The 16322-nt window shown below is 67.3% G+C and carries 16 protein-coding genes and 1 pseudogene; all 17 read right to left on the bottom strand.

The annotated features are described in order from the left end of the window. Positions 1-47: 47 nt before the first annotated feature. Entirely contained in the window at positions 48-1037 is a 990-nt protein-coding gene (locus AC2W7K_RS12895; RefSeq protein WP_198498600.1) for a hypothetical protein, read from the bottom strand. Between the two features lie 395 nt (positions 1038-1432). Further along, entirely contained in the window at positions 1433-2746 is a 1314-nt protein-coding gene (murA, locus tag AC2W7K_RS12890) for a UDP-N-acetylglucosamine 1-carboxyvinyltransferase (RefSeq protein WP_198498599.1), read from the bottom strand. After that, positions 2746-3213 (bottom strand): DUF2550 domain-containing protein, encoded by a 468-nt coding sequence (locus AC2W7K_RS12885; protein ID WP_137825948.1) that lies wholly within the window; start codon positions 3211-3213, stop codon positions 2746-2748. Before AC2W7K_RS12885 ends, murA begins: the two co-directional genes overlap by 1 nt. A gap of 23 nt (positions 3214-3236) precedes the next feature. After that, on the bottom strand, positions 3237-3497 hold the full coding sequence (locus tag AC2W7K_RS12880) for a F0F1 ATP synthase subunit epsilon (RefSeq protein WP_137825936.1): 261 nt from the start codon (positions 3495-3497) through the stop codon (positions 3237-3239). A gap of 3 nt (positions 3498-3500) precedes the next feature. Next, a complete protein-coding gene (gene atpD, locus AC2W7K_RS12875; RefSeq protein ID WP_140955140.1) occupies positions 3501-4952 on the bottom strand; it encodes a F0F1 ATP synthase subunit beta in 1452 nt (483 codons plus the stop codon). A gap of 27 nt (positions 4953-4979) precedes the next feature. Further along, positions 4980-5915, bottom strand: coding sequence for a F0F1 ATP synthase subunit gamma (locus tag AC2W7K_RS12870; RefSeq protein WP_140955141.1), 936 nt, complete (start codon positions 5913-5915; stop codon positions 4980-4982). A 31-nt stretch (positions 5916-5946) separates the two neighbouring features. Beyond that, complete coding sequence (atpA, locus tag AC2W7K_RS12865) at positions 5947-7581, bottom strand: F0F1 ATP synthase subunit alpha (protein WP_198498598.1); 1635 nt, start codon at positions 7579-7581, stop codon at positions 5947-5949. 86 nt (positions 7582-7667) lie between these two features. Further along, on the bottom strand, positions 7668-8474 hold the full coding sequence (locus AC2W7K_RS12860) for a F0F1 ATP synthase subunit delta (RefSeq protein WP_198498597.1): 807 nt from the start codon (positions 8472-8474) through the stop codon (positions 7668-7670). Further along, on the bottom strand, positions 8474-9025 hold the full coding sequence (locus AC2W7K_RS12855) for a F0F1 ATP synthase subunit B (protein ID WP_137825931.1): 552 nt from the start codon (positions 9023-9025) through the stop codon (positions 8474-8476). Before AC2W7K_RS12855 ends, AC2W7K_RS12860 begins: the two co-directional genes overlap by 1 nt. A 27-nt stretch (positions 9026-9052) precedes the next feature. Beyond that, on the bottom strand, positions 9053-9277 hold the full coding sequence (gene atpE / locus AC2W7K_RS12850) for a F0F1 ATP synthase subunit C (RefSeq protein ID WP_198498596.1): 225 nt from the start codon (positions 9275-9277) through the stop codon (positions 9053-9055). Between the two features lie 77 nt (positions 9278-9354). After that, a complete protein-coding gene (gene atpB, locus AC2W7K_RS12845) occupies positions 9355-10101 on the bottom strand; it encodes a F0F1 ATP synthase subunit A (protein WP_198498595.1) in 747 nt (248 codons plus the stop codon). A gap of 272 nt (positions 10102-10373) precedes the next feature. Further along, a complete protein-coding gene (locus tag AC2W7K_RS12840; protein ID WP_198498594.1) occupies positions 10374-10829 on the bottom strand; it encodes a Cg1360 family ATP-synthase-associated protein in 456 nt (151 codons plus the stop codon). Next, complete coding sequence (locus tag AC2W7K_RS12835) at positions 10826-11935, bottom strand: MraY family glycosyltransferase (protein WP_198498593.1); 1110 nt, start codon at positions 11933-11935, stop codon at positions 10826-10828. Before AC2W7K_RS12835 ends, AC2W7K_RS12840 begins: the two co-directional genes overlap by 4 nt. After that, entirely contained in the window at positions 11936-12586 is a 651-nt protein-coding gene (locus AC2W7K_RS12830) for an L-threonylcarbamoyladenylate synthase (protein WP_140955146.1), read from the bottom strand. It lies immediately after the preceding gene. Positions 12587-12605: 19 nt separating this feature from the next. Next, positions 12606-13508 carry a peptide chain release factor N(5)-glutamine methyltransferase gene (prmC, locus tag AC2W7K_RS12825; protein WP_198498592.1) on the bottom strand — a complete coding sequence of 301 codons (903 nt, stop codon included), beginning with the start codon at positions 13506-13508 and terminating at the stop codon, positions 12606-12608. 16 nt (positions 13509-13524) lie between these two features. Then, positions 13525-14601: a peptide chain release factor 1 gene (gene prfA, locus AC2W7K_RS12820; protein ID WP_211977768.1), complete on the bottom strand. Its 1077-nt coding sequence runs from the start codon at positions 14599-14601 to the stop codon at positions 13525-13527. A gap of 1 nt (position 14602) precedes the next feature. Then, positions 14603-16322, bottom strand: a pseudogene (gene rho, locus AC2W7K_RS12815) (transcription termination factor Rho); the annotation flags it as partial.

Here is a 16322-nt window from a genome sequence, read left to right as displayed (position 1 = left end):
CACGCCCCGCTATCCGCGCTGCGGCTTGACCGACGACTGGATCGCCCTCACTGCGCGCCGTGAATCGGGCCTGCGAGTCGGTCTCGCGCGGCGATCTCCGTCTCGCGGATCCGCACCGCCTCTTTGATCCTGAGGAAGAGGTCTGCGCTGAAGAGATCGGCCCATCGAATGCGGAAGACCAACCACCCCTCGTTCCGCAGGGCGTACTCCCGCTTCCGTTCGCGTTCGAAGGCTCGGTGCGGATCACCGTCATCGATATAGTACTTGCCGGCGCCATCGAACTCGGCAATGACTTTGACCGCTTCGTTGCCGAAGTCGGACCGAGCGAGGAAGCGACCATCGGCGTCGCAGACGACGAGTTGCGGCTCGAACCCCGGTATCGAATACTCGACGAATCGAACGGCGCAGATCGACTCGGCCACCGTTTCACGCCGCCCGTCGATGTTCTCCAGCACCGCTGAGATCCGCGACTGGCGGGTCCGCACAGGATGCGCCAACTGGTGCGCTCGGAACTCCTCGAGAGACACCCGCCCCAAGCGCACCGCGGCATCCGCAACAGCCACGGCGAACGCCAACGGACAATCCCTGGCGAGATCGAGGAGCGTCTGCACCACCGTCGTCACCGGAATCCCGTCGACGATCTCGATGGTGTCGGGCTGCAGGGACCGTCGGCGGACCACGAGATCCCTCTGGCGGACCGAGCTGCGAGGGCTCGCGACTTCGACGTACACCTCACCCCTATCGACATACGGCACGGACAGGCCGTGGACGAGCAGCGCACTGCGATGGGAGAACACTGCGTCATGCGGCAGGTCGGGGACGAATGACCGGACGAGAATCCTCAGATCCTCTCCGCGCTTGAGCATCCCCGTGGTCTCATGGGGCAACGCGGTCTCCTCCGCCTCCGCGATCGCTGCGACGAAAGCGTGCGACGGATTGTCGCACGCACGCGTGACGACGTATCGTCCCCGCCGGAGTCGCCGCAGGCAGCAATCGACGGCAGATCTGATCTGATGGGTGTTCCAGTTCGCCGCCACCAGATCCGAAGTCTCCAAGCACGCATACATGCAATCGAGCATGGAACAGAACGCATCCGAACCGCAAGAGCATCAAAATGCCCTGTGGATAACTAATGAGCGGCGAACGCGCCTGTGGACAGTCAACCGGCACGAGTACGCCGGAGGTATCGGTCACGGCGTGGCGCGGATAGCCAGGCGTGCAACACCGGCGATCCGCGGTCAGCCTGGAGTGAGCGCCCGGGTGGTGCCGGTCACGGCGTAGCGCGGATAGCCAGGCGTGCAACACCGGCGATCCGCGGTCAGCCTGGAGTGAGCTCGCGGATGTGCGGGAAGTCTCGAAACGTGCTGGCGGGCTTGACCGACGGGCGGCTTGAGCGACGACCGATGAGTCGCCGCACCGTGCGAGAGGGAGCTTAGTCGAAGCTGAGGCGGTCGGCGCGGCTGACGCGGACGATGTCGGCGCCGAGCGCCTGGAGCTTCTGCACGAAGCCCTCGTAGCCGCGGTCGATGTGATCGACTCCGGAGACCTCGGTGATCCCGGCCGCCCGCAGACCGGCGAGGACGAGACCGGCACCGGCGCGGATGTCGGAGGCCTCCACCTCGGCGCCGGAGAGCTCGTCGACCCCGGTGATGAGGGCATGATTGCCGTCGACGCGGACCTTCGCACCGAGGCGGGCGACCTCCTGGACGAAGCGCCAGCGCGCCTCGAAGAGGTTCTCCGAGAGCAGCCCGACGCCGTCGGAGACCGAGTTGAGCGCAATGACGAAGGGCTGGAGATCGGTCGGGAAGCCCGGGAACGGCATCGTCGCGACGCGGATCGCGTGGGGACGCTCGGGACCGATGACGCGGAAGCCCTTGCCCTGCGTGCCGTCACCCAGGGTGATGTCGCCGAGGTCGTCGACCGTCGCGCCGGTGTCGCGGAGTTTGATCGCGACGTTGGGCATGATGTCGAGGCCGACCCCGCGCACCGTGACGTCTCCCCCGCTCAGCGCCGCGGCGAACGCGTAGGTGCCGGCGACGATGCGGTCGCCGACGGTGCGGTGCACGACCGGATGCAGGGCGTCGACGCCGGTGATCGTGAGATCGGCGGTGCCGATCCCCTCGATCCGGGCGCCCATCTCGACGAGCATGAGGCAGATGTCGACGATCTCCGGCTCCTTCGCCGCGTTCGCGATCGTCGTCACGCCCGAGGCCAGGGTCGCTGCCATGACGAGGTTCTCCGTGGCTCCCACGGAGGGGAAATCGAGGGCGATGTCCGTGCCGGTCAGGCCGCCGGGGGCCTCGGCGACGAAGTAGCCGTGTTCGAGCCGCACATGGGCGCCGAGGGCTTCGAGTCCGGCCTGGTGCATGTCGAGGCCGCGGGAGCCGATCGCATCGCCGCCGGGCAGCGCCACATGCGCCGAATGCATCCGCGCCGTCAACGGTCCGAGGACGGAGATCGAGGCCCGCATCGCGCGGACGAGTTCGTAGTCGGCTTGGATCCCCACCTCGGCGGGGACGTCGATGCTGACGATTCCGGCTTCGGCATCGTAGTCGACGGTGCATCCGAGGCGGCTGAGGAGCTCGACCATGATCCGCACGTCGAGGATCGCGGGAACGTTCGTGATCGTCGTCTTGCCGACGGCGAGCAGACTCGCCGCCATGAGCTTGAGGACGCTGTTCTTCGCACCGCGCACGTCGACGGTGCCGCGCAGCTGCGTGGGGCCGGTGAGGCGGAAGACTTCCATCAGGTGAACCGTCCCATCGTCGGATTGAAGCCGGGGGGCGAGGACTCGAGCCACGAGGCCATCGTCGACAGCGACTCGGTGTCCATCGCCAGGGAGACATTGCGCGGGCGCCCGTCGGCCTTGCCGTACGAGCAGTCGACGACGACCGCGTCGGGGAGCACCGAGTACTGCTCCCCCGAGGTGGGCTTGCGCCGCACGAGGATGTCGAGGTCGGCGCGCGGCAGACGCACTGCCGCGCGCCGGTTGAGAGCGAACACGGGATACCAGTCGAGCGAGCTGACGGCGAACACCGCGACGCCCAAACGCCAACGTGGGCGGGAACTGGATTCCTCGCCCACGTTGATCGAACAGTCAAAGGCACCCGACAACTTCGAGATCGACCTGCGCCGGATCGTCACGACGACGATGAGGGCAAGAGCCAGTCCCACCAGCGAAAGCAGAACGATGAGCAGGACGGAAGGGTTCACGGTTGCCAAGTGTAATTGACTGATCAGAGAAGTTCGGCCTGATCAGCCGCAATGATGACGCGATTGTTCTCGACCGAGAGGAATCCCCCGTCGGCCTGCACTCGGACGGTCTCGTCCGAGGTCGTGAGAATCCTCGCCTCACCATCGGCCACGACACCGAGAACGGGTTCGTGACCGGGCAGGATGCCGATCTCGCCGTCCAGGGTGCGGGCGATGACGCGCTTGGCCTCACCGACCCACACCTCCTGGTCGGCTGCGACGACGTTGACATCGAGGACTGCCATGGCTTACTTCTTCTGCAGTTCTTCGTAGTTGCGCATGACATCGTCCATGCCGCCGACGTTGAAGAAGCACTGCTCCGGGATGTAGTCGACCTCACCGGAGACGATCTTCGCGAAGCCCGCGACGGTGTCGGCCACGGGAACGGTCGAACCCGGAACACCCGTGAACTTCTCAGCGGTGTACGTGTTCTGTGAGAGGAACTGCTCGATGCGGCGGGCACGGTGGACGACGAGCTTGTCCTCTTCCGAGAGCTCGTCGACGCCGAGGATCGCGATGATGTCCTGCAGCTCCTTGTTCTTCTGCAGGATCGCCTTGACCTCGTTGGCCACGCGGTAGTGCTCCTCGCCGACGACCAGCGGGTCGAGGATGCGCGAGGACGAGGTCAGCGGGTCGATAGCGGGGTAGAGACCACGCGAGGCGATGTCGCGGTTGAGCTCGGTCGTCGCATCGAGGTGCGCGAACGTCGTCGCCGGAGCCGGGTCGGTGTAGTCGTCGGCCGGCACGTAGATCGCCTGCATCGAGGTGATCGAGTGACCGCGCGTCGAGGTGATGCGCTCCTGGAGCACACCCATCTCATCGGCGAGGTTGGGCTGGTAGCCCACAGCCGAGGGCATGCGGCCGAGCAGCGTCGAGACCTCGGAACCGGCCTGGGTGAAGCGGAAGATGTTGTCGATGAACAGGAGGACGTCCTGGTTCGCGACATCGCGGAAGTACTCCGCCATCGTCAGCCCGGCCAGGGCCACGCGCAGACGCGTGCCCGGCGGCTCGTCCATCTGACCGAAGACGAGGGCGGTGTCGCCGAAGACTCCGGCTTCGTCCATCTCGAAGATGAGGTCGTTGCCCTCACGGGTGCGCTCACCCACACCGGCGAACACCGAGGTGCCGTTGTGGTTGTGCGCGATGCGGTAGATCATCTCCTGGATGAGGACGGTCTTGCCCACACCCGCGCCGCCGAAGAGGCCGATCTTTCCACCCTGGACGTACGGGGTGAGCAGGTCGATGCTCTTGATGCCGGTCTCGAGGACCTCCTGCTTCGACTCGAGTTCGTCGAAGGCCGGAGCGGGACGGTGGATCGGCCAGCGCTCGGTGATGTCGAGCTCTTCGCCGGGGGCGAGGTTGAGGCAGTCACCGGTGGTGTTCCACACGTGGCCCTTGGTGACGTCGCCGACGGGCACCGAGATCGGCGCGCCGGTGTCGACGACTTCCTGGCCGCGGACGAGGCCGTCGGTCGGCTGCAGGGACACGGCGCGGACGATGCCGTTGCCGAGGTGGAGGCTGGTCTCGAAGGTGAGCTTGCGCGTGCCCTCCGAGAGCTCAACCGTCGTGGTCAGTGCGTTGTAGATCTCCGGCACGGAATCGAGCGGGAACTCGACGTCGACGACCGGGCCGATGACCCGGGAAATGCGACCGAGGGCTGTGCCCTGTGCCGGGGAGTTATCCGTAACTGTGGCAGTCATGGTCTCTTTCTTCTCTGCTCGTACCGGTCAGTCGCCGGCTGCCGATGCCGCAAGGGCGTCGGCCCCACCGACGATCTCGGTGAGTTCCTGGGTGATTTCCGCCTGACGGGCCGAGTTGGCCAGCCGGGTGTAGGTCTTGATGAGGTCGTCGGCGTTGTCCGTCGCCGTCTTCATCGCCGCCTGACGCGAGGCCTGTTCGGACGCCGAGGCGGACAGCAGTGCCGAGAGGATGCGCGAGTCGATGTACCGCGGCAGGAGGGCGTCGAGGACGGCCTCCGCGCTCGGTTCGAACTCGTAGAGCGGCATCGTGCCGGCATCCGACCCGCCGCCTCCGGTGCTGCCCGAGGTCGTCGCCTCGTCGGCGTCGACGACTTCGAGCGGCAGCAGGCGCCGGTACTCGGGATCGTGCTTGACCGAGGAGACGAATCGCGTGAAGACCATGTAGATCTCCTGGACCCCGCCGTCGCCGGCGTCGGTCTCGAAGGCCTTGAGCAGCGCCTCGCCGATCTTCCGGGCATCTTCGGCGGTCGGGTTCTCCGAGAACCCGGTCCACGCCTCGACGATCGGACGATCGCGGAACGTGTAGTAGCTCTCGGCCTTGCCGCCGACCGTGTAGAGCGCGACCTCCTTGCCCTCCTGCTTGAGCAGGCGGACGAGTTCCTCGGACTCCCGGATGAGGTTGGCGGAGTAGGCTCCGGCGAAGCCCCGGTCCGGACCGATGACGAGCACCGCGGCGCGGGTGACATGGTCCGGCTCCGAGGTCAGCACATGGTCGACGTTCGATTCGCTCGCGACGGCGGAGACAGCGCGGGTCAGGGCGTTGGCATACGGGCTGGCCGCCTGCGAACGCGCGATCGCCTTCTGAATCCGGGACGCGGCGATGAGCTCCATGGCCTTGAAGATCTTCCTCAAGGACTGAGTCGAGCGGATCTTCTGTTTGAAGACCCTCTGCTGGGCTCCCATCAGTTCTTCCTTTCGCCGTTACAGATCAGGTTCAACGCTTCTGCCGAACGATCTGCTCCTGCTCGACGTCATCGGAGGAGGCGACGGACGAGTCCTCAGCGCCGGCCTTGCTGCCGTCGTTCTCGTCAGCGACCCAGTTCTTGTTGAACTCGTCAAGCGCCTTCTCGAGCTGCTCGCGGACGTCGTCCTCGAGCTTCTGCGTCTCGCGGATGACGGTGAGGATCTCGGTCTTGCGCTCGACGGTGTCGAGCATCTCGGCTTCCCAGCGCAGCACGTCGGAGACGGCGACATCGTCGAGGTAGCCGTTGGTGCCGGCGAAGATCGACACGGTCTGCTTCTCGAACGGCATCGGGTCGAACTGCGGCTGCTTGAGCATCTCCATGAGGCGAGCACCGCGGGCGAGGTCGCGCTTGGTCGCATCGTCGAGGTCCGAGGCGAACATCGCGAAGGCCTCGAGCGACCGGTACTGCGCGAGCGAGAGCTTGAGCGTACCGGAGACGCTCTTGAGCGCCTTCGTCTGCGCGGCACCGCCGACTCGGGAGACCGAGACGCCGACGTCGACGGCAGGACGCTGACCGGAGTTGAACAGATCCGACTGGAGGAAGATCTGTCCGTCGGTGATCGAGATGACGTTCGTCGGGATGAACGCGCCGACGTCGTTGGCCTTGGTCTCGATGATCGGCAGACCGGTCATCGAGCCGGCGCCGAGGGCGTCGGAGAGCTTCGCGCAGCGCTCGAGGAGGCGCGAGTGGAGGTAGAAGACGTCACCCGGGTAGGCTTCGCGGCCCGGCGGGCGGCGGAGCAGAAGGGAGACGGCGCGGTAGGCCTCGGCCTGCTTCGAGAGGTCATCGAAGACGATGAGGACGTGCTTGCCGTTGTACATCCAGTGCTGGCCGATGGCCGAACCGGAGTAGGGCGCGAGGTACTTGAAGCCCGCGGGGTCGGAAGCAGGGGCCGAGACGATCGTCGTGTACTCGAGCGCACCGTTCTCTTCGAGCGAACGGCGCACGTTCGCCACGGTCGAGCCCTTCTGACCGACGGCGACGTAGATGCAGCGGACCTGCTGCTCGGGGTCACCGGTCGCCCAGGCGTCGCGCTGGTTGATGATCGTGTCGATCGCGAGAGCCGTCTTGCCGGTCTTGCGGTCGCCGATGATGAGCTGACGCTGGCCGCGGCCGACGGGGATCATCGCGTCGACGGCCTTGTAGCCGGTCTGCAGCGGCTGGCGCACTTCCTGGCGGTCCATGACGCCGGGGGCCTGGAGCTCGAGCTCGCGACGGCCGTCGGTCTCGACCTCGCCGAGGCCGTCGAGCGGGCGACCGAGCGGGTCGACGACGCGACCGAGGTAGCCGTCGCCGACGGGGATCGAGAGGACCTCACCGGTGCGGTAGACGTCCTGCTCCTCCGCGATGCCCGCGAAGTCGCCGAGGACGACGACGCCGATCTCGCGCTCGTCGAGGTTCTGGGCCAGGCCCAGGGTGCCGTCTTCGAAACGGAGGAGCTCGTTGGCCATGGTGCCCGGCAGACCTGAGACGTGGGCGATGCCGTCACCTGCGGTGACGACCTTTCCGACCTCAGTCTTCTCCGAGCTCTCGGGGTTGTACGACTCAACGAACTTCCCCAGAGCGTCCCGGATCTCCTCCGGGCGAATTGTCAGTTCCGCCATTGTGGTTTCCCTGCTTCCTTTTACTCAGAACGTGTGTCCGACGACCGGTGGGCCGCCTGTGCCGCCGGATCTGCCGGCGAGCGTGATCAGCTTGCGAGTTTGCGGTGGACCTCTGCCAGACGGTCCGCGACGGTCGAGTTCATGACCTCGTCGCCGACCTGCACCCGGACTCCCCCGAGGACCTCGGGATCGACCTGGACGTTGAGCACGAGCTCACGACCGTAGTTGGCAGCCAGCGCCGCAGCGAGGCGTTCGGTCTGCGCGGGCGTCAGCGGCTTGGCCACCGTGACATCGGCGACGGACCGCTGCTGGCGCGCGGCGAGGATGTCGCTGAAGTGGTCGAGGGCGATCGCCACGCGCAGCCCGCGCGGATGGACCGCAGCGTGCTCGACGAGCGTGATCGTGTCCGGCGAGGCCTTGCCTGCGAGCAGGTTCTCCACGAGTGCGCGCTTGGCGTCTGCCCCGGCATCGGAGTCGAGCGCCCGCGAGAGCTCATGATCGCTCTCGAGCAGTCGGGCGAAGCGGAAGATCTCCTCCTCCACCTGACCGAGCTGGCCGAGCTCTTGAGCCGCGGCCGCGATCGCCGTGACTCCGGCGACCTCGAGACTCGTGACGAAGTCCTGCGTGCGCGCCCACCGCTGGCCGACCGCCACCGAGGCGATCGTGAGAGCGGATTCGGGCACCTGGGCGCCGAAGACGGCGCGCAGCAGGCCCTGCTTCTTCTCCGCGGACTCCGAGGAGTCCGCGAGTGCCTTGCGCAGGCCGAGGTTGTCGGCGAGCACGCCGACGACGCCGAGCAGCGACTCGCCGATCTCGCGGGCGTTGCCGGTGGCGATCTCAGCGTTCGCGGCCTCGAGGACGGCCTGCAGGGACAGCCTGCTCGACTGGAGCATCACGCCCCCTTGACCGGCTGGCCGGACGACTGCGTTTCGAGATCGGCGATGAAGCGATCGACGACGCCGGCGGACCGGGTGTCATCGGTGAGCGATTCGCCGACGATGCGGGAGGCGAGATCGGTGGCGAGCGTGCCCACCTCACTGCGCAGCTGCACCATGGCGGACTGGCGTTCCGCGTCGATCTGGACCTGCGCCTGCGCGATGATGCGATCAGCCTCGGAGTGAGCCTGTGCCTTCATCTCGGCGATGATCTGAGCGCCCTCTTCCTGAGCCTCGGCGCGCAGTCGTGCGGCTTCCGCACGACCGTCGGCGAGCTGCTTCTGATATTCGGCCAGAGCCTGATCGGCTTCGGCCTGCACCTTCTCGGCCTTCTCGATGCCACCCTGGATGCGCTCAGCACGCTCGTCGAGTGTCTTGTTGAAGGCGGGGAGGACGTACTTCCAGACAACCAGGAAGACGATCAGCAGACAGACGGCACTCCAGACGATGTCATACAGCGCCGGGAGAAGCGGGTTCTCAGACGCTGCAACAATTTGTACCGGAGTCATCGTTTAGTCCTCTTCGGATCTTTTGGATCAGGGCAGGAAGAACGGGGTCGCGATGCCGATGAGGGCCAGCGCCTCGATCAGAGCGATACCGAGGAACATGTTTCCGCGGAGTGCACCGGCCATCTCGGGCTGGCGAGCGGTTCCCTCGATGGTCTTGCCGATGACGATGCCGACGCCGATACCGGGGCCGATCGCGGCGAGGCCGTATCCGACGGTGGCGATACTGCCGTTGACTTCAGCGAGCATATCCATTGAATGCTTTCCTTTCATATGTCGGCCGGGGGGTTGGCCCGGCCTTGCAACACGTGGTTACAGACTGTGGGAACGACTCAGTGGTCGTCCGAGATCGCGGCGTTGATGTAGACGCACGAGAGCAGAGCGAAGATGTAGGCCTGGAGGACGACGATCAGCATCTCGAGGAGGAAGACGAAGAAGCCGCCGGCGAAGGTGAGGATCGAGAAGAACTGGAAGCCGTTGCTGGCGTCGAAGAGGAAGAAGCTCGTCGCGGAGAAGCAGAGGACGAGGAGGAGGTGGCCGACCATCATGTTCGCGAAGAGTCGGATCGCGAGCGTGAACGGCTGCGTGATGAACTTCGTGATGAACTCGATGGGGATGAGAAGGATGTGCATCGGCCACGGCACGTTCGGCAGGATGAGCGCCGACTTGAGGTACCCGCCGAGTCCCTTCTGCGCGATGCCCGCCCAGTGGTAGGTGACGTAGACGGTCAGGGTGAGGACGATCGGCAGTCCGATGACGCCGGTGGCCGGCATGTTGAAGAACGGGATGAGCTTCGTGACGTTCCAGAAGAGGACGCCGAAGAAGATCGCCACGATGAGCGGCATGAACTTCTTCGCCTTCTCCTTGCCCATGGTGTCCTCGGCGATGCCGACGGTGACGAACTCCATGGCGAGCTCCATGGCCGACTGGAACCGGCCGGGAATGAGCTTCATCCGCTTCGCCCAGATGGCGAGGACGACGACGACGGCGATCGTGGCGATGATGCGGATGAGCATCACGCGGTTCATCTCGAACGGCGTGCCGATGAAAGCGAACGGTGCGGGAAAGAACTCCGCCATCGACGGGGCGTGATATCCGCCTTCAGCGGCTTGGATCAGTGTTTGCGCGGCGTTGAGTTTACCCACGTTTACGTTTCTCTCCCATGGTCATCGGCCGGAAATGGCCTGGCCTTCGGCCGCGCGAGGAGCGCGGGGATCAAGATCAGGAGCGACTTGGAGCGACACGGCTCCAGCACCGGAACTACTCTACCAACGGTAGAGAGCTGCCGACAAATCCTTGCGGCTTGGCTGAGCGAATCCTGGCAGCGGTGGATGCTCGGCATATGGACGGATCAGCGGGACCGTCCCGCTTCGGGATCGACGTAGGGCACCCGCGCCTTGACGACGGTGATCGCCTCGACGAGTGAGGAGCCGATGACGGCTGCGACGATCGTGAAGAAGGCCACCGTGCCGTCGAGCCACACGGCGTCCTTGAGCCGCCAGATGACGATCATGAAGATGAACGCCTTGAAGAGGAAGCCGAGCCCGAGGAACCCCGCGATCGCGGTGAGCCCGAGATTGCGTCCGAGGTACATGATGACGAGTGTGACGACGATGAAGACGGCGGCCAGTCCCCCGCCGATCGCCCCGCCGATGAGCCCGGCGCTGCCCGAGACGAGCCAGCCGATGCCCATGCCGGCGGCGGCGACGACGAGGACGAGGATCGCCCCGCGAATGAGCATCGTCCTCCACACGCGGGTCCAGGCGGCCTGGACGGCGGTCTCCGAGGTCGGCTGAGGGTCGGTCACGAGATTTCCTCTCTGGCATGGCGGCGGGCGCGCAGCGGGTAGAAGGTGAAGACGAGGGTGACGGCGAAGAGCAGGCCGACGACGATGACGACGGAGACGGCCGGGACGAGCAGGAGCATGACGGAGCCGAAGGCGATGAGCGCCGTCCACGTGTAGAGGATGAGGACGGCCCGGGCGTGGGAGTGCCCGAGGCGGAGCATCCGGTGGTGGAGGTGCTTAGCATCGGCGGAGAACGGCGACTGCCCGGCCATGAGCCGGCGGACGACGGCGAGCCCGAGGTCGAGCAGCGGCAGGAACATCACGGCGATGGGCAGGATGATCGGCAGGTACGTCGCGAAGACGCGCTCCTGTCCGATGAGGGCGGGATCGACCTGACCGGTGACCCGGATCGTCGAGGCGGCGAGCAGCAGACCGATGAGCATCGAGCCGGAGTCGCCCATGAAGATGCGGGCCGGGTTGAAGTTGTGCGGCAGGAAGCCGAGGCACGCCCCGACGAGGATCGCGATGATGAGCGAGGCGAGGTTCGCATACGAGTCCGGGGAGGCGTCGCGGGCGAGCCAGTACGAGTACATGAAGAAGGCGCTGCCGCCGATCGCGACGACCCCGGCGGCCAGCCCGTCGAGTCCGTCGACGAAGTTCACGGCGTTGATCGTCACGAGGACGACGAGGATCGTGACGATGATCGACATCCGCGGGCTGCCGATGATCACCCCGCCGAAGGGGATCGAGAGCAGGGCGACGCCGTTGATCGCCATGAAGCCCGCCGCCAGTGCCTGGCCGGCGAGCTTCGTGATCCAGTGGAGGTCCCAGATGTCGTCGATGATCCCGAGCAGACAGAGCAGTCCGGCGGCCCCGGCGATGCCGATGATCGGGCCCATCTCGACGAAGATCCGCTGGAGGAACGGCGTCTGGGAGGCGAAGAGGAGGCCGACGATGACGGCCCCGAACATCGCGACTCCGCCCAGCCTCGGCGTGGGCACGGAGTGGACGTCGCGTTCGCGCAGCGGGGAGAAGATGAGCCCGCGCTCGGCGACCCGCTTGACCATGGGCGTGAGCAGGTACGCCACCAGCGCGGAGACGACGAGGATGAAGAGGTAGGCGCGCACTCAGCCGTCCAGGTCGCGAAGGTCGGGCACGATCTCCCGCAGCTGCTCTGCGGTGATCGGCCCGTTGCGGACGATGCGGGGGACGTCGCCGGAGAGGTCGATGATCGTCGAGGACTGACCGGAGTCGCGCCCGCCGCCGTCGAGGTAGATCTCGACATCGGATCCGAGCATGTCCTGGGCCGCATCCGCCGAGGTGGCCGCCGGCTCTCCCGTGGTGTTCGCACTCGAGACGGCGAGCGGTCCCGTCCGGCCGAGCAGCGCGAGCGCGTACTCGTCGTCGGGCATCCGCACGGCCACGGTGCCGTGGGTGTCCCCGAGGTCCCAATCGAGGGAGGGCTGGGCATTCGCGATGATCGTCAGCGGTCCAGGCCAGAACTTCGCGGTGAGCGCGAGCACCGTCTCGTCGACGCCGTCGACGAGCCCGAAGACCGTCTCCGCGCGCGGGACGAGCACCGGCGGCGGCATGTTCCTCCCCCGGCCCTTGGCCGTGAGCAGGGCCGCGACGGCTGACGCGTTGAAGGCGTCGGCCGCGATGCCGTAGACCGTGTCGGTGGGAATGACGAGGAGGTTGCCCGCCTCGACGACGCGCGCGCACTCGTCGAGGACGAGATCGCGGATGTCGGCCTGCGTGACGTCGAATCGTCGGGACACTGAATCTCTTTTCCTGCTGTCAGCTCGTCGGGTGGGTGCGCGGAGCGGTCGCCGCGGCCACCGTGTAGCGGTCGCGTCCAGTGTAGTCCGGGAACGTGGTCGCAGCTGCCAGACCCGCCACACCGGCGATGATCTCGCGGACCCCGGCGCCCTGATCCTCGGCGTGCTCCATGATGACGAGTCCGCCGGGACGGAGCAGGAGCGCCGCCTGAGCGAGGATGAGGGCGGGGATCTCGAGTCCGGAGACGCCGCCGTAGAGCGCGGCGGCGGGATCGTGGTCGCGCACCTCGGGGTCCTTCGGCACGGCCGCATCGGGCACGTACGGCGGGTTCGTCACGACGACGTCGACGGTGCCGACGAGCTCCGGATGGTCGCTGGCCGCGGTCGTCGCATCGCCGGCGATGAGGTCGACGTCGGAGGCGCCGAGGTCGAGGCGGGCGAGGTTCGTCCGTGACCACCGCAGGGCCGCGGCTTCGCGTTCGATGCCGATGACGCGGGTGCCCGGGCGCTCGAGGGCGACCGACAGGGCGATCGCCCCCGAGCCCGAGCAGAGATCGAGCACGAGCGGGGCGGTGTCGCCTTCCCGGTGCGCGAGGTGATCGAGGACCTCGGTGACGAGGAGTTCGGTCTCGGGTCGGGGCACGAACACGCCGGGACCGACCGCGAGATCGAGACGGCGGAAGTGCGCGACACCGGTGAGGTGCTGGAGCGGCATGCGGCGGCTGCGCTCGTCGAGGAGGCGGGCGAACCGGTCGGCGACGGCGGCCGGGACCGCCTCGGCGAAGAGCCGGCGACGGGCCAGGGTCGATGCATCGATGTCCCATGCATGGGCCAGCAGAGCGGAGACGTCGGTCTCGGGAGAGGGCACCCCCGCCTCGGTGAGCACACGGGCACCGGCCCGCAGCAGAGTGGGGACGTCCATGGTGGTCGGGTCCAGCTCAGTCCCCCAGTGCCTCGAGGCGCGCCGCGCGGTCGGCGTCGCGGTTCGAGCCGATGACGGCGTCGAGGTCGCCGGCAAGCACCTGATCGAGGTTGTAGGCCTTGAACCCCGTGCGGTGGTCGGTGATCCGGTTCTCCGGGAAGTTGTACGTGCGGATCCGCTCCGAGCGATCGACGGTGCGCACCTGCGAACGGCGGATGTCGGCGGCTTCGGCGGCGGCCTCCTCGGCCTGTTTGGCGAGGATGCGGGCGCGGAGCATGCGCAGCGCCGCTTCCTTGTTCTGCAGCTGCGACTTCTCGTTCTGGCAGCTCGCGGTGATCCCGGTGGGCAGGTGCGTGATCCGCACCGCCGAGTCCGTCGTGTTGACCGACTGTCCGCCGGGGCCCGAGGACCGGTAGACGTCGATGCGCAGATCCTTGTCCTCGAGGTGGATCTCCTCGGGTTCGTCGACCTCCGGGAAGACGAGGACGCCGGCGGCCGAGGTGTGGATGCGGCCCTGGGATTCGGTGACCGGGACGCGCTGGACCCGGTGGACGCCGCCTTCGAACTTCAGCCAGCCGTACGCGCCGTCGGCACCGGCCTTGACGGCGATCGTCACGTCCTTGAAGCCGCCGAGGTCGGAATGCGTGGCGGTGAGCACCTGGGACGACCACCCGTGGGAGGCGATCCAGCGCTCGTACATGCGCAGGAGGTCACCGGCGAAGAGCGCCGACTCGTCGCCGCCCTCCCCCGCCTTGATCTCGACGATCGCATCCCGGGCGTCATCGGGATCGCGCGGGATGAGGAGGTCGCGGAGTTCGGCGTCGGCCGCCTCGAGCTCGGCGCTCAGGCGCGTCGCCTCGGCGGCGAACTCGGGATCGTCGTCGCCGAGCTCCTCGGCCGCTGCGAGATCGTCGCGCAGCTCGTCGACGCGACGGGCCGCGACGACGATGCGGTCGAGCTCGGCATAGCGGCGCGACAGCTTCCGAGCCCGGCCGGCATCAGCGTGCACGGCCGGGTCGGAGAGCTCCTCGGACAGCCTCGTGTGCTCGTCGACGAGCACGGCGAGGCCGGCCGTGAGGCTGTCACTGCTCATCTCAGTGGTCGTCGGTCGAGGACTTCGGCAGCGGCGTCGTCTTCTGCACCTGCATGAGGAACTCCGCGTTCGAGCCGGTCTCCTTGAGCTTCGACATGAGGAGTTCGACGGCCTGCTGCTGCTCGAGACCCGAGAGCAGGCGGCGCAGACGCCACATGACCTTCGTCTCCTCCGGCGTCATGAGCATCTCCTCACGACGCGTCGACGAGGCGTTGACGTCGACGGCCGGGAAGATGCGCTTGTCGGCGAGCTGGCGCGACAGGCGCAGCTCCATGTTGCCGGTGCCCTTGAACTCCTCGAAGATGACCTCGTCCATCTTGACCCCGTCTCGACGAGGGCGGTGGCGAGGATCGTCAGGGAGCCGCCGCCTTCGATGTTGCGGGCGGCGCCGAAGAACTTCTTCGGCGGGTAGAGCGCGTTCGCGTCGACACCACCGGAGAGGATCCGGCCCGAGGCCGGCTGCGCGATGTTGTAGGCGCGGCCGAGGCGGGTGATGTTGTCGAGGAGGACGACGACATCGGAGCCCATCTCCACGAGGCGCTTGGCGCGCTCGATCGCGAGTTCGGCGATCGTCGTGTGATCGTCGGCGGGACGGTCGAAGGTCGAGGCGATGACCTCTCCGGCGACCGCGCGCTGCATGTCCGTGACCTCTTCGGGACGTTCGTCGACGAGGACGACCATGAGGTGGACTTCGGGGTTGTTCTCCGTGATCGCGTTGGCGACCTGCTGCATGATCGTCGTCTTGCCGGCCTTCGGGGGCGCGACGATGAGTCCGCGCTGGCCCTTGCCGATCGGGGTGACGAGGTCGATGAGGCGGGTCGACTGCAGCTTCGAGGTGGTCTCGAGGCGCAGGCGCTCCTGCGGGTAGAGCGGGGTGAGCTTCGAGAACTCGACGCGGTTCTTCGCATCGTCGACGCTCAGCCCGTTGACGGAGTCGAGGCGGACGAGCGCGTCGAACTTCTCCCGCTTGCCGCCCCGCTCGCCCTCGCGCGGCTGACGGATCGCACCGGCGACGGCGTCGCCCTTGCGCAGACCGTTCTTGCGAACCATCGACGCCGAGACGTAGACGTCGTTGGGCCCGGGCAGGTAGCCCGAGGTGCGGAGGAACGCGTAGTTGTCGTGGACATCGAGGATGCCGCCGACGGGGATGAGGACGTCGTCGCTGCGCAGCTCCGGCTCGTCTCCCCCGCGTCCGCGACGCTTCCGGTCACGACCGCGACCGCGGCGGCCGCCGCGCTCGTCGTCGTCGGAGCCGTTGCGGTTCCGGCGGTCGTTGTCGCGGCGGTTGTCGTTGTCCCGGCGGTTGTCGTTGTCGCGACGGTTGTCGTCGCTGTCACCCTGGCGGTTGCGGCGATCGGACCGGCGGTCGTCACGGTCGGACTTGCGGTCGTTGCCACGCTCGTCACGGTCGGACTTGCGATCGTCGCGGCGGTCGTTGCCGCGGTCCTCGCGGTCGGACTTGCGATCCTCGCGGTCCTTGCGGTCGGACCGGCGCTCCTCGGCGTCGCCCTGACGGCTGCGACGGTTCGCGGCCTCGTCGCCGCCCTGATCGGTGTCGGCGTCACCACCGCGCGAACGCGAGCGGCCGCGGCGGTTGCGCTGGCGCTCCTGGCCGGCCTGCTCGTCACCGGCGGTCTCGGCGGCGGGTGCCGCAGCAGCCTCGGGAGCGGGAGTCTCGGCGGCGGAGGTCTCAGGCGCGCTGGTCTCGGCGTCCTCGCGGG

It is taken from the genome of Brevibacterium sp. LAARM2_SD2 (genome assembly GCF_057364785.1).
The sequence above is the reverse complement of the archived record's forward strand: the minus strand, read 5'-3'. Positions and strand labels throughout refer to the sequence as shown.

Coding starts and splice junctions, on each gene's coding strand:
- murA (WP_198498599.1), bottom strand. CDS start 2,746: ATGGAAGTCTTCCGCCTCACCGGCCCCACGCAGCTGCGCGGCACCGTC.
- prfA (WP_211977768.1), bottom strand. CDS start 14,601: ATGAGCAGTGACAGCCTCACGGCCGGCCTCGCCGTGCTCGTCGACGAG.
- atpE (WP_198498596.1), bottom strand. CDS start 9,277: ATGGATATGCTCGCTGAAGTCAACGGCAGTATCGCCACCGTCGGATAC.
- AC2W7K_RS12860 (WP_198498597.1), bottom strand. CDS start 8,474: ATGCTCCAGTCGAGCAGGCTGTCCCTGCAGGCCGTCCTCGAGGCCGCG.
- atpD (WP_140955140.1), bottom strand. CDS start 4,952: ATGACTGCCACAGTTACGGATAACTCCCCGGCACAGGGCACAGCCCTC.
- atpB (WP_198498595.1), bottom strand. CDS start 10,101: ATGGCGGAGTTCTTTCCCGCACCGTTCGCTTTCATCGGCACGCCGTTC.
- AC2W7K_RS12855 (WP_137825931.1), bottom strand. CDS start 9,025: ATGACTCCGGTACAAATTGTTGCAGCGTCTGAGAACCCGCTTCTCCCG.
- atpA (WP_198498598.1), bottom strand. CDS start 7,581: ATGGCGGAACTGACAATTCGCCCGGAGGAGATCCGGGACGCTCTGGGG.
- prmC (WP_198498592.1), bottom strand. CDS start 13,508: ATGGACGTCCCCACTCTGCTGCGGGCCGGTGCCCGTGTGCTCACCGAG.
- AC2W7K_RS12880 (WP_137825936.1), bottom strand. CDS start 3,497: ATGGCAGTCCTCGATGTCAACGTCGTCGCAGCCGACCAGGAGGTGTGG.
- AC2W7K_RS12870 (WP_140955141.1), bottom strand. CDS start 5,915: ATGGGAGCCCAGCAGAGGGTCTTCAAACAGAAGATCCGCTCGACTCAG.